A 12,463-nucleotide genomic window follows, 5' to 3' on the forward strand; every position below is an offset into this window, starting at 1 on the left:
TCACAAGCACAAGGAATGCGCCATGCAACGCTATGCTCAGAAACTGCATCAACTCATCCGGGGTTTACTGCTTTTGTCCGTAATCACTGCGACCGGCGCTCAGGCGGCGGAAAAAATCGACCTGATCATCGATACCGATCCAGGAGCCGACGATGTGGTCGCCTTGCTGTTCGCACTGGCCTCGCCGGACGAACTGAATATTCGCGCGCTGACCACCGTGGCTGGCAACGTGCGCCTCGACAAGACGTCGCGTAATGCACGGCTGGCTCGCGAGTGGGCAGGGCGCGAAGATGTGCCCGTTTACGCCGGCGCGCCGAAGCCGCTGATGCGTACGCCAATCTACGCCGAGAACATCCATGGCAAGGAAGGCCTGTCGGGTGTCACGGTGCACGAACCGAAAAAGGGACTGGCTGAAGGCAATGCGGTCAACTATCTGATCGATACGTTGAAAAAAGCCAAGCCGCACAGCATCACGATCGCCATGCTCGGCCCGCAGACCAACCTGGCGCTGGCGCTGATCCAGGAGCCTGAAATCGTTCAGGGCATCAAGGAAGTGGTGATCATGGGCGGGGCGCACTTCAATGGCGGCAACATCACTCCGGTGGCCGAATTCAACCTGTTTGCAGACCCGCAAGCGGCTGAGGTCGTGCTGAAAAGCGGCGTGAAACTGACTTACCTGCCGCTGGACGTGACGCACAAGATCCTCACCAGTGACGCACGCCTCAAGCAGATCGCTGCGCTGAACAACAATGCCAGCAAGATTGTCGGTGATATCCTCAATGAGTACATCAAAGGCGACATGGAGCACTACGGTATTCCGGGTGGTCCTGTGCATGACGCTACCGTAGTGGCTTATCTGCTCAAGCCGGAACTGTTCACCGGTCGCTCGGTGAATGTCGTGGTGGATAGTCGTGAGGGGCCGACGTTCGGTCAGACCATCGTCGATTGGTACGATGGCCTGAAAGCGCCAAAAAACGCCTTCTGGGTGGAAAATGGCGACGCGCAAGGCTTCTTTGACTTGCTGACCGAGCGCCTGAAGCGCCTGAAGTAAATCATTTGCCCGCAGGTGCCAGCCTGCGGGTTTTTACACCCTTTCAGTGTGTTCGTCGTGTTCGGTCGGGTAGCGCTCGAAAATCTGCTTGATGAATTGCTTGGCCGCTTCAGTGCCCAGCTCCTTTACCAATAGATCGATACCAATCAGCGCAAGCTCCTCGGTGGTTCCCGGGCTGTAAGAGCTGTGTCCGTCTGCCCATTTGGCATTAATGGCGGCGTCGATGCTGATGGTGGTCATGGGAGCGCTCGAAAAGTCGGAAAGTCTGAGTTTCGAGTTAACCATTTTGTCGGGCGTTTGGCACTGCGACTTAGGCATGAGCGGAGCGCTATGCGACACTTGGTCTTTTAAGGCTTTTCAAGGATCGTGCTGTGCAGATCGATTTGAACACCCCTGACGGCCTCACGCTCGACGCTGTGCGCCAGTTGCTTGCCTCGGCCAGTGATGACGAGCACACGCAGTTGCGCGTGACCAAGGGCGGTATTGCTTACATTTCCTCCGGCGTTACCGGTGGGCAGGAAATTGACGGCTTGCTGTTTCGCCTGGAAACCTGGGCCAAGGGGTCGGGCTACGTGGGCAATGTCGCGGCCAGTGACGAGGTGTGGGTGATGCAGATTTTCAATGCGCTGAAGGATAACTGGCCGAATCCACCGTTTGACTACATCGACGTCTACTGAGCGCCGTTAATATTCAGTCACGATTGATTGATGAAGTGACGCATGCCGCTCAGGCACACTCGGCGTTTTTCCAATCGTGGGGCAGGGTGATGGCCTTGGCCGTGAAACCAAACGCCGGAATGGCGGTCGCACGATCTCAGCTTAACCATTTTGAAAACAAGGAGGCTTCATGCCTTTGAAGTTCGCGACACTGGGTGCACTTATGGCCGCTGCCATGTTGGCAGGCTGCAGTACGACCTCCAGCGAGTCGGCAAAGGATCCTGTGGCACCAGAAGCCGGTAGCCGCTGTGAAGCCACGGCGGCGGAATTCGCCATTGGCAAGAAAGCTTCGCCCGCATTGCTGGAGCAGGCGCGTGCCAAAGCCGGCGCGCAAAATGCCCGTTTCCTCAAGCCCGATGACATGATCACTCTGGAATACCGCTCTGATCGCCTGAATCTGAACACTGACAACAATCTGGTGATCACTCGCGTCAACTGCGGCTGATCAGACAACCCTTTTGTTGCAGGCATAAAAAACCCCGTCACATGGACGGGGTTTTTTTAGTGCGCCGAGAAATTACTCTGGGCGAACCTGTGCAGCTTGCATACCCTTTTGGCCTTTCTCAGCCACGAAGGAAACGGTCTGGCCTTCTTTCAGGCTTTTGAAACCGTCGGATTCGATAGCTTTGAAGTGTACGAACAGGTCGTCACCGCCACCTTGAGGAGTGATGAAGCCGAAGCCTTTTTCATCGTTGAACCATTTAACGGTGCCGGTTTGGCGATTAGACATGGTGTATCTCCAAGAAACATATATTTTCAGTAGTACTGTGCTGCTCAGGCCAACTGGGCACACGGGGATATCATAGTCGAAATGTTCGCTTTGGTAGCCCCCCGGACGTGCTGTTTGCCAATCAGTCGTGTTTTCTTTACTGCCTGTTTCTGCTGAAAGCCCCGGTTTACAAGGCTTTGAGCGGAACGTAAAGACGATAAAAAAACCTGTAAAACCTGCATAAATCCTCCGAAAAGGCTCAAATTCAGCCCTTTTCAGAGGCGCTGAGCCGACTCAAAAGACCTTTTTGATCACTTTTTAGCCGGGGTATTTGCCTTGCATTTGGCAATTTGGCCCAACGCTTTCTGTTGCAATTCAGGGGAGGCCTTGTTGTCCATCAGTGCCTGAATGTCAGCGGCAGGATAGGACTTGATGGCATCAGCGCCACAAGCGCAGTGCGATTTGGCCGCCGCGGCACCAATTTGCGGAGTAGCCGCTTGGGTGCACTGCGCCATGTACTTCTCACGCTCGCCCTTCGGCCAGTCGGCGTGGGCGCTGAGCGGCAGCAGCATAACGATAGGGGCGACGACGGCGAACAGGGTATTCAGACGCATGCGAGGATGCTCCTTATGGGTCAATGTCTTGTTATCTGAGGGCTGAAGAGCCCATCAAGTTCAGCACTCTGGCATAAAAACAGACGATTTGCCTTGTGATCAAACAGAGGCGTAAGTGACCGCTCATCTGTGCTAGGATGCCGGGCTCAAGCGTTCTCAGGCTCCGGATGACGTTCAGTCCCGACAGCGGTCAACGTGCGAATATTTCGATTTGAATCCCAGTCACTCTGGTTCGGTTTTCCGGTTGGCCGCAAGGCTCCTGCCGCTGTAAGGCAGGCGTTCGTCATTGAATGGCCTGGATCGGATCTTGTACTGGCTCATCCCAACCCACGTGACCTTTGGTAGGGGTCACCACTAGGAGAGGAGGCGCCATGCCAACTATTACTCTTCCCGACGGCAGTCAACGTTCATTCGATCACCCGGTTTCCGTAGCCGAGGTCGCCGCATCTATTGGTGCCGGTCTGGCCAAAGCCACTCTGGCCGGCAAGGTCAATGGCCAACTGGTCGACGCCAGCGACATCATCAGCAGCGACGCGACCCTGCAAATCATCACGCCAAAGGATGAAGAGGGGCTGGAGATCATTCGCCACTCTTGCGCTCACCTGGTGGGTCATGCGGTCAAACAGCTGTACCCGACCGCGAAAATGGTGATCGGGCCGGTCATCGACGAAGGCTTCTATTACGACATCGCCTTCGAACGTCCTTTCACTCCGGACGACATGGCTGCCATTGAACAGCGCATGCAGCAGCTGATCGAGAAAGATTACGACGTCATCAAGAAAGTCACTCCGCGCGCCGAAGTGATCGAAGTGTTCAAGGCCCGTGGCGAAGACTACAAGCTGCGCTTGGTCGAGGACATGCCGAACGAACAGGCCATGGGTCTGTACTATCACGAAGAATACGTCGACATGTGCCGTGGCCCGCACGTGCCGAACACGCGCTTCCTGAAATCCTTCAAGCTGACCAAGCTGTCCGGTGCCTACTGGCGCGGTGACGCCAAGAACGAGCAATTGCAGCGCGTTTACGGCACTGCCTGGGCGGACAAGAAGCAGCTGGCGGCGTACATCCAGCGTATTGAAGAAGCTGAAAAGCGCGATCACCGCAAGATCGGCAAGCGTCTGGGCCTGTTCCACACCCAGGAAGAATCCCCGGGCATGGTGTTTTGGCACCCGAACGGCTGGACTCTGTACCAGGTACTCGAGCAGTACATGCGCAAGATCCAGCGCGACAACGGCTATCTTGAGATCAAGACCCCTCAAGTCGTTGACCGCAGCCTGTGGGAGAAATCCGGGCACTGGGCCAACTACGCCGACAACATGTTCACCACGCAGTCGGAAAACCGCGACTACGCCATCAAGCCGATGAACTGCCCTTGCCACGTGCAGGTGTTCAATCAGGGCCTGAAGAGCTACCGCGAGTTGCCGATGCGTCTGGCGGAATTTGGTGCCTGCCACCGTAACGAGCCGTCAGGTGCGCTGCACGGCATCATGCGCGTACGTGCGTTCACTCAGGACGACGCCCACATCTTCTGCACCGAAGAGCAGATGCAGGCCGAATCCGCTGCGTTCATCAAGCTGACCATGGACGTTTATCGTGACTTCGGCTTCACCGATGTCGAGATGAAGCTGTCCACTCGTCCGGAAAAACGCGTCGGTTCCGACGAGCTATGGGATCGCGCTGAGGCTGCACTGGCTGCAGCCCTCGATTCTGCGGGCCTGCCGTACGATCTGCAGCCGGGTGAGGGGGCGTTCTACGGTCCGAAGATCGAGTTCTCGCTGAAAGACTGCCTTGGTCGGGTCTGGCAATGTGGTACTCTGCAGCTCGATTTTAACCTGCCTGTCCGTTTGGGCGCTGAATACGTCTCTGAAGACAACAGCCGCAAACACCCGGTGATGTTGCACCGTGCGATCCTCGGTTCCTTCGAGCGATTCGTCGGGATTCTGATCGAGCACTACGAAGGTGCGTTCCCTGCATGGCTCGCGCCAACGCAGGCGGTGATCATGAATATCACTGATAAACAGGCAGATTTTGTTGCAGAAGTTGAAAAAACTCTCAACGAAAGCGGATTTCGTGCCAAGTCCGACTTGAGAAATGAAAAGATCGGCTTTAAAATCCGCGAGCATACTTTGCTCAAGGTTCCCTATCTCTTGGTAATCGGAGATAAGGAAGTCGAGATGCAGACTGTCGCTGTGCGTACTCGTGAAGGTGCTGACCTGGGCTCGATGCCCGTCGCCCAGTTCGCTGAGTTTCTCGCGCAAGCGGTTTCCCGGCGTGGTCGCCCAGATTCGGAGTAATTATTATTAAGCGTGAAATGAGACAAGATAAACGAGCTGCACCGAAAGCCCCGATCAACGAGAATATCTCGGCACGCGAGGTTCGGTTAATTGGGGCTGAAGGTGAACAGCTTGGGATTGTGTCAATTGAAGACGCGCTTCTTAAGGCTGAAGAGGCCAAACTGGATTTGGTGGAAATTTCCGCCGATGCAGTACCCCCTGTTTGCAAACTGATGGACTACGGCAAATCGATCTTCGAGAAGAAGAAACAGGTTGCCGCAGCCAAGAAAAACCAGAAGCAGATTCAGGTTAAAGAAATCAAGTTTCGTCCAGGGACGGAGGAAGGGGATTACCAGGTAAAACTGCGCAACCTGGTACGTTTCCTGAGTGATGGGGACAGGGCCAAGGTATCCTTGCGATTCCGCGGCCGTGAGATGGCCCACCAGGAGCTGGGGATGGAACTCCTCAAGCGGGTTGAAGCTGACCTGCTCGAGTACGGTTCGGTCGAACAGCATCCTAAGATGGAAGGACGCCAGCTGATCATGGTCATCGCCCCGAAAAAGAAGAAGTAATCAACAGGGCACGGCAGGCCTTCTGATTATGTTTATCAACTGAATGCGGAGTATCCGAACATGCCAAAAATGAAAACCAAAAGTGGTGCTGCTAAGCGGTTTCTGAAAACTGCTAACGGTATCAAGCACAAGCACGCTTTCAAGAGCCACATCCTGACTAAAATGTCGACCAAGCGTAAGCGTCAACTGCGCGGTAGCAGCTTGCTGCATCCGTCTGACGTGGCAAAAGTCGAGCGCATGCTGCGCCTTCGTTAATTTTAGTCAAGAATAGAGGAAGTAACTCATGGCTCGTGTAAAGCGTGGCGTCATTGCCCGTAAGCGTCACAAAAAAATTCTGAAACTTGCTAAAGGCTACTACGGCGCACGCTCCCGCGTATTCCGTGTTGCCAAGCAAGCGGTAATCAAGGCAGGCCAATACGCCTACCGTGACCGTCGTCAGAAAAAACGTCAGTTCCGCGCTCTGTGGATCGCTCGTATCAATGCTGGTGCTCGTGTTAACGGTCTGTCCTACAGCCGTTTCATCGCTGGCCTGAAAAAAGCGTCCATCGAGATCGACCGTAAGGTTCTGGCTGATCTGGCAGTGAACGAAAAAGCGGTGTTTGCTGCGATTGTCGAGAAAGCTAAAGCCACCTTGGCTTAAGTACCCCCGACAATCACCCGGTCTCACTTCCGTGGGGCCAGGTGGTAAACGTCTTAAATAGGGGAAGAGCCTTCAAGCTCTTCCCCTATTTTGTATCTGGAGTCTGTACATGGAAAACCTGGATGCGCTGGTCTCTCAAGCACTAGAGGCTGTGCAAAGCGCTGAAGATATCAATGCCCTGGAGCAAATCCGGGTTCAATACCTTGGCAAAAAGGGTGAATTGACTCAGGTGATGAAGACCCTGGGGAATTTGCCGGCAGAAGAGCGTCCGCAAGTCGGTGCGCTGATCAACGTTGCCAAGGAGCGTGTTACAGGCGTTCTCAATGCGCGCATGGCTCTGTTTGAAGAAGCCGAACTGGCTGCCAAACTGTCTGCCGAATCCATTGACGTGACATTGCCGGGCCGTGGCCAGACCTCCGGTGGTCTGCATCCGGTGACCCGGACTCTGGAACGTGTCGAGCAGTTCTTCACCCGCATCGGCTACGGCATTGCCGAAGGCCCTGAGGTCGAAGACGACTATCACAACTTTGAAGCGCTCAACATCCCAGGCCATCACCCGGCCCGGTCGATGCATGACACCTTCTATTTCAACGCCAACATGCTGCTGCGCACCCATACCTCGCCGGTACAGGTCCGCACCATGGAATCGAAACAGCCGCCGATCCGCATCGTCTGCCCAGGCCGTGTGTACCGCAGCGACTCCGATATCACCCACTCGCCGATGTTCCACCAGGTCGAAGGCCTGCTGGTTGATCGCGACATCAATTTTGCCGATCTCAAAGGCACCATCGAAGAATTCCTGCGTGTGTTCTTCGAGAAAGAGCTAGCCGTACGTTTCCGTCCTTCGTACTTCCCGTTCACCGAGCCATCCGCTGAAGTCGACATGGAATGCGTGATGTGCAGCGGTAAAGGCTGCCGCGTCTGCAAGCAGACTGGCTGGCTGGAAGTGATGGGCTGCGGCATGGTTCACCCGAACGTGCTGCGCATGTCCGGCATCGATCCGGAAGAGTTCTCCGGTTTTGCTTTCGGCATGGGCGTCGAGCGTCTGGCCATGCTCCGTTACGGCGTGAACGACTTGCGTCTGTTCTTCGACAACGACTTGCGGTTCCTCGCGCAATTTCGCTAGTCGTAACGAATTCTTAGGAGAGCAGGATGAAATTCAGTGAACAATGGCTGCGTGGCTGGGTTAGCCCGCAGGTAAATCGCGACGAGCTGGTTGCTCGTCTGTCGATGGCTGGCCTGGAGGTCGATAGCGTGACCCCGGCCGCCGGTGTATTCAGCGGCGTGGTAGTGGGCGAGGTGCTGAGCACCGAGCAGCACCCTGATGCCGACAAGTTGCGCGTTTGCCAGGTCAGCAATGGCGCGGAAACCTTGCAGGTCGTGTGCGGTGCACCAAACGTGCGTCCGGGCCTGAAGATTCCGTTCGCCATGATCGGTGCTGAACTGCCGGGCGATTTCAAAATCAAGAAAGCCAAACTGCGCGGCGTTGAGTCCAACGGCATGCTCTGCTCGCAATCCGAGCTGCAGGTCGGTGAAGGCAATGACGGTCTGATGGAACTGCCGGCCGATGCGCCGGTGGGTGAAGATTTCCGCGTGTATCTGGATCTGGAAGACGCCAGCATCGAGGTCGACCTTACCCCGAACCGCGGCGACTGCCTGTCCTTGGCCGGTCTGGCCCGTGAAGTCGGCGCGCTGTACGACGCGCCGGTCACTCGTCCGGTGGTCATGAGCATTCCTGCCGTGCACGACGAAGTGCGTTCGGTAGAAGTGCTGGCACCAGCGGCATGCCCGCGTTATCTGGGCCGCGTTATCCGTAACGTCGATCTGTCCAAGCCAACGCCGCTGTGGATGGTTGAGCGTCTGCGCCGCGCCGACGTGCGCAGCATCGACGCTGCCGTCGACATCACCAACTATGTGATGCTCGAACTGGGTCAGCCGCTGCATGCCTTCGATCTCGCAGAAATCAATGGCGGCATCCGTGTGCGCATGGCGGAAGAGGGCGAGAAGCTGGTACTGCTCGACGGTCAGGAAGTCAGCCTGCGTAGCGATACGCTGGTGATTGCCGACCACACTCGCGCGCTGGCGATTGCCGGTGTCATGGGTGGCGAGCACAGCGGTGTCTCCGCGACCACTCGCGACGTATTCCTGGAATCCGCATTCTTCGACCAGATCGCTGTCGCTGGCAAGGCTCGTTCCTACGGCCTGCACACCGATGCATCGCACCGCTACGAGCGTGGCGTTGACTGGCAACTGGCCCGTGAAGCCATGGAGCGCGCCACTGGCCTGCTGCTGGAAATCACTGGCGGTGAAGCCGGCCCGATCATCGAGACCGTCAGCGAGCAGCACCTGCCGTCGATCGCACCGATCACCCTGCGCTCCCAGCGCATCACTCAGATGCTCGGTATGGAAATGGATTCCGCGCAGGTCGAGCGTTTGCTCGGCGGCCTGGGTCTCGGTATTTCCGCCGACGGTGAAGGCCAGTGGCGCGTAGAAGTGCCAAGCCATCGCTTCGACATCAGCCTGGAAGTCGATCTGATCGAAGAACTGGCGCGTCTGTACGGCTACAACCGTCTGCCGGTTCGTTACCCGCAAGCGCGCCTGGCGCCACAAGCCAAAGCTGAAGCGCGTAGCGATCTGCCGGAGCTGCGTCGCCTGCTGGTAGCGCGCGGTTATCAGGAAGCAATCACTTACAGCTTCATCGATCCGCGTCAGTTCGAACTGTTCAACCCGGGCGTCGAGCCGCTGTTGCTGGCCAATCCTATTTCCAATGACATGGCTGCCATGCGTTCGTCGCTGTGGCCTGGCTTGGTCAAAGCGTTGCAGCACAACCTCAACCGCCAGCAAGATCGCGTGCGTCTGTTCGAAAGCGGTCTGCGCTTCGTCGGTCAGCTCGAAGGCCTGAAGCAAGAGCCGATGCTGTCTGGTGTGGTTTGCGGTAGTCGTCTGCCGGAAGGCTGGGCACAAGGTCGCGACACCGTCGATTTCTTCGACGTCAAGGCTGACGTGGAAGCGGTGCTGGGCTTTGCCGGTGCACTGGATTCGTTCACTTTCGCTCCGGGCAAACACCCGGCGCTGCACCCGGGTCAAACCGCGCGCATCGAGCGCGAAGGGCGTGAAGTCGGTTTCATCGGCGCCATCCACCCGGAATTGTCGAAAGCCTTGGGTCTGGATCGTCCAGTTTTCGTTTTCGAGCTGGTTCTGGCTGAAGTGGCACTCGGTAAAATGCCGAAATTCCACGAGTTGTCGCGCTTTCCTGAAGTGCGTCGTGACCTTGCACTGATTGCGCACAAAGACGTCGCGTCCGCAGCCGTACTGGACGTAATCCGTGAAAATGCAGGCGAATGGCTCACAGATCTCAGGCTGTTTGACGTGTATCAGGGTAAAGGCATTGATCCTGATAGAAAAAGCCTTGCAGTTGGCTTGACCTGGCAGCATCCATCGCGCACTCTTAATGACGATGAGGTGAATTCGACGACGCAAAATATCCTCACCTCGCTCGAACAAAGGTTGAACGCCACGTTAAGGAAGTGACGTATGGGGGCTTTGACGAAAGCTGAGATGGCGGAACGTCTGTATGAAGAGCTGGGCCTGAACAAGCGGGAAGCCAAGGAATTGGTCGAACTGTTTTTCGAGGAAATCAGGCACGCTCTTGAAGACAACGAGCAGGTCAAATTGTCCGGTTTCGGCAATTTCGACCTTCGGGACAAACGCCAGCGGCCTGGCCGCAACCCGAAAACGGGGGAAGAAATCCCGATCACGGCTCGCCGTGTGGTCACCTTTCGTCCAGGGCAGAAGTTGAAGGCCCGAGTTGAGGCTTATGCTGGAACCAAGTCATAACGACGAACTACCCGTCATCCCGGGCAAACGCTACTTCACCATCGGTGAAGTCAGCGAGCTGTGTGCCGTAAAGCCACACGTGCTGCGCTACTGGGAGCAGGAGTTTCCTCAGCTCAACCCCGTCAAACGCCGCGGAAACCGCCGGTATTATCAGCGCCAGGACGTGCTGATGATCCGGCAGATCCGCGCGCTCCTCTACGATCAGGGTTTCACCATCGGCGGTGCGCGCCTGCGCTTGTCCGGCGATGAAGCCAAAGACGACACGACTCAGTACAAGCAGATGATTCGGCAGATGATTGCCGAATTGGAAGATGTGCTGGTGGTTCTCAAGAAATAAAAAGCAGCGTTTGAATACTTCCAGTTTTCAAACGCTTGCGCTATATTCTTGAGCGTTCTTCGAGGTGAAGAACGGTTGCAAAATCAGTCGGGGCGTAGCGCAGTCCGGTAGCGCACTAGCATGGGGTGCTAGGGGTCGAGTGTTCGAATCACTCCGTCCCGACCATAATTTTCAATGACTTAGCCCAATCTGAAAAGGTTGGGCTTTTTCATGCGTAGGGACTTTTGCGGGGGTTCATCCCGTTTTTCTCCTCAAGATGGTCAGGGCCGGTCCTCGCGAATCGGTTGCCGACACTTTGTTTGCCGCTTCAATCAAATGCTCAAGCTCTGCGGTAGAATAGTGGCTCGTAATGCTGCCGTTCTTGTGCCCAAGTAATGCCTTTCGATCTTCCTCTGTCACGTTCGCTGCACGAAGCCTTCTGCCAAAGGTGTGCTTCAGATCGTGAACTCTGATCGACCGGAACCCAGGGTGTGCAGGCGACTTGTGTTCCTTCTCCCATTTCGCCGCCGCCCTAATCCTTGCGCTTTTCCATGCCGTGTCGTTCATGCGGTGCATTGCGGTTGGTCCGTACTCGTCCGGCTGTCCGTAAGGGAACACGTACTTTGTGTGAAGACCACGCTGGCCGTCGATAATCGACATCGCAACCCGATTCAGCACCACCAACCTCTCATCCCTGTTTTTAACTCCCGCCTTTTCGTGCCTCCCGCCAAATTCTGATGGGATCAGGAACACGCTCGCTCCCAATTCCGGTACCCGTATCTCCCAATCCCACTGAAGTTTGCAGACTTCCTGTTCCCGGCTTCCCGAGTTCACTTTGTAGAGTGCCATCCTCAGCAGGTGATCCGGGATCTCAGCGAACAACATCGACTGCTCTTCCCATGACAACGGGTAGGGCTTCCGGCTCGACCTCTTTTCCTCCAGCATTGAGATCATCGGCACGCTATCAAGCCACGGCCGTTTCTCTGCATCGCGCCACTTCCTGTGGCACAGGTTCAAGATCCGGACGACTCGCTGCAGAGCGATGTTCACCGTCCTGTTCGATACGCCTGGCTTTACTTTCCCATTCGCTGTTTTGGTTGGCTTCTGGCGATCTCGCTTGAAGGCGGCCAGAGTGCCGTCATCTATATGCGTGATTGGCAGGTCGCCAATGTACGGGTCGAGCTGTTCGATGTGTGACGCAGACAGGGCAATCGAGGCTTGATCCTTGAACTCCACCAGAAATCTGGTGGTAGCCTCCCGCCAGGTTCGCACCTCGCGCACTCCGTAAACCTTTTCCTGCCTCAGCTTTTCCAGGCGGTGGATCAGGTACTGCTCCGCTTCCTGCCTTTCGCTTGATCCAGTGCTTTCCTGAAGTCGCTGACCTCTGACGACTTTGTCGATGTGCCAAATTCCGTTCCTCTCGTAGAGGCCGGAGATTGTTTTTCGCGCCATTTACTTGCTCCTTGGCGCCCACTGCGGGGCTGATTGTTGTCCTGATTGGCCGCTTTTTCAATTGCCATTGACTCGATGTAGGCGTCAGCCCACTGGTCAAGCTCGATCCGGTCGAACCCGACGCCCTGTTTCCCGATCGGGAATTCGCGGACGTTCGGCCGGACTGTTTTGTTGAATTCGTCCCGGCACATGCCGAGATAGCCGTATGCCTCGCCGGCGCGAATGAAGCGCGGGAGGATGGGCGCGACCTGGGCCGCGCTGCGATTTGACATAGGGATGCTCC

The 12,463-nt window shown here is 56.2% G+C and carries 16 protein-coding genes and 1 tRNA gene; 12 read left to right on the plus strand and 5 right to left on the minus strand.

Features of this window, described 5'->3' with window-relative positions:
- Positions 1 to 22 precede the first annotated feature (22 nt).
- Entirely contained in the window at positions 23 to 1,051 is a 1,029-nt protein-coding gene (locus GTU76_RS14885) for a nucleoside hydrolase (RefSeq protein WP_016984942.1), read from the plus strand.
- 33 nt (positions 1,052 to 1,084) lie between these two features.
- Here GTU76_RS14885 and GTU76_RS14890 read toward each other — a convergent pair whose 3' ends face one another.
- Positions 1,085 to 1,291 carry a hypothetical protein gene (locus GTU76_RS14890; RefSeq protein WP_016984943.1) on the minus strand — a complete coding sequence of 69 codons (207 nt, stop codon included), beginning with the start codon at positions 1,289 to 1,291 and terminating at the stop codon, positions 1,085 to 1,087.
- A gap of 131 nt (positions 1,292 to 1,422) precedes the next feature.
- On the opposite strand from GTU76_RS14890, the gene GTU76_RS14895 reads away from it, so the two are divergent.
- Positions 1,423 to 1,728: a hypothetical protein gene (locus GTU76_RS14895; RefSeq protein WP_175554807.1), complete on the plus strand. Its 306-nt coding sequence runs from the start codon at positions 1,423 to 1,425 to the stop codon at positions 1,726 to 1,728.
- 169 nt (positions 1,729 to 1,897) lie between these two features.
- Positions 1,898 to 2,212 (plus strand): I78 family peptidase inhibitor, encoded by a 315-nt coding sequence (locus tag GTU76_RS14900; RefSeq protein ID WP_016984945.1) that lies wholly within the window; start codon positions 1,898 to 1,900, stop codon positions 2,210 to 2,212.
- Positions 2,213 to 2,284: 72 nt separating this feature from the next.
- Here GTU76_RS14900 and GTU76_RS14905 read toward each other — a convergent pair whose 3' ends face one another.
- Positions 2,285 to 2,497, minus strand: a complete 213-nt coding sequence (locus GTU76_RS14905) for a cold-shock protein (RefSeq protein WP_003179963.1) — start codon at positions 2,495 to 2,497, stop codon at positions 2,285 to 2,287.
- Positions 2,498 to 2,787: 290 nt separating this feature from the next.
- Positions 2,788 to 3,090, minus strand: a complete 303-nt coding sequence (locus GTU76_RS14910; protein WP_095111728.1) for a hypothetical protein — start codon at positions 3,088 to 3,090, stop codon at positions 2,788 to 2,790.
- Between the two features lie 371 nt (positions 3,091 to 3,461).
- Between GTU76_RS14910 and thrS the strand changes: the two genes are divergently transcribed.
- The 9 genes from thrS to GTU76_RS14955 all read left to right on the plus strand — a co-directional run bounded on the left by thrS (position 3,462) and on the right by GTU76_RS14955 (position 10,914).
- Positions 3,462 to 5,384: a threonine--tRNA ligase gene (thrS, locus tag GTU76_RS14915; RefSeq protein WP_007913488.1), complete on the plus strand. Its 1,923-nt coding sequence runs from the start codon at positions 3,462 to 3,464 to the stop codon at positions 5,382 to 5,384.
- Positions 5,384 to 5,935, plus strand: coding sequence for a translation initiation factor IF-3 (gene infC, locus GTU76_RS14920; protein WP_170947229.1), 552 nt, complete (start codon positions 5,384 to 5,386; stop codon positions 5,933 to 5,935). The genes thrS and infC overlap by 1 nt, the downstream gene beginning before the upstream one ends.
- A gap of 60 nt (positions 5,936 to 5,995) precedes the next feature.
- Positions 5,996 to 6,190 (plus strand): 50S ribosomal protein L35, encoded by a 195-nt coding sequence (gene rpmI / locus GTU76_RS14925; RefSeq protein ID WP_002553160.1) that lies wholly within the window; start codon positions 5,996 to 5,998, stop codon positions 6,188 to 6,190.
- 28 nt (positions 6,191 to 6,218) lie between these two features.
- Positions 6,219 to 6,575 carry a 50S ribosomal protein L20 gene (gene rplT, locus GTU76_RS14930; RefSeq protein WP_007913489.1) on the plus strand — a complete coding sequence of 119 codons (357 nt, stop codon included), beginning with the start codon at positions 6,219 to 6,221 and terminating at the stop codon, positions 6,573 to 6,575.
- A 109-nt stretch (positions 6,576 to 6,684) separates the two neighbouring features.
- Positions 6,685 to 7,701: a phenylalanine--tRNA ligase subunit alpha gene (gene pheS / locus GTU76_RS14935; protein ID WP_003226365.1), complete on the plus strand. Its 1,017-nt coding sequence runs from the start codon at positions 6,685 to 6,687 to the stop codon at positions 7,699 to 7,701.
- Between the two features lie 26 nt (positions 7,702 to 7,727).
- Positions 7,728 to 10,106: a phenylalanine--tRNA ligase subunit beta gene (gene pheT, locus GTU76_RS14940; protein WP_180698923.1), complete on the plus strand. Its 2,379-nt coding sequence runs from the start codon at positions 7,728 to 7,730 to the stop codon at positions 10,104 to 10,106.
- Between the two features lie 3 nt (positions 10,107 to 10,109).
- Complete coding sequence (gene ihfA / locus GTU76_RS14945) at positions 10,110 to 10,412, plus strand: integration host factor subunit alpha (RefSeq protein ID WP_002553164.1); 303 nt, start codon at positions 10,110 to 10,112, stop codon at positions 10,410 to 10,412.
- Entirely contained in the window at positions 10,393 to 10,749 is a 357-nt protein-coding gene (locus GTU76_RS14950) for a MerR family transcriptional regulator (RefSeq protein WP_003179985.1), read from the plus strand. Before ihfA ends, GTU76_RS14950 begins: the two co-directional genes overlap by 20 nt.
- Before the next feature lie 88 nt (positions 10,750 to 10,837).
- Positions 10,838 to 10,914, plus strand: a tRNA-Pro gene (locus GTU76_RS14955).
- Between the two features lie 69 nt (positions 10,915 to 10,983).
- Here GTU76_RS14955 and GTU76_RS14960 read toward each other — a convergent pair.
- Both GTU76_RS14960 and GTU76_RS30410 read right to left on the minus strand, forming a co-directional pair.
- On the minus strand, positions 10,984 to 12,165 hold the full coding sequence (locus GTU76_RS14960; protein WP_343057528.1) for a tyrosine-type recombinase/integrase: 1,182 nt from the start codon (positions 12,163 to 12,165) through the stop codon (positions 10,984 to 10,986).
- Positions 12,051 to 12,452 carry a hypothetical protein gene (locus tag GTU76_RS30410; protein ID WP_343057516.1) on the minus strand — a complete coding sequence of 134 codons (402 nt, stop codon included), beginning with the start codon at positions 12,450 to 12,452 and terminating at the stop codon, positions 12,051 to 12,053. Before GTU76_RS30410 ends, GTU76_RS14960 begins: the two co-directional genes overlap by 115 nt.
- Positions 12,453 to 12,463 lie beyond the last annotated feature (11 nt).

This window comes from Pseudomonas crudilactis, from assembly GCF_013433315.1.
Taxonomy (GTDB): domain Bacteria; phylum Pseudomonadota; class Gammaproteobacteria; order Pseudomonadales; family Pseudomonadaceae; genus Aquipseudomonas; species Aquipseudomonas crudilactis.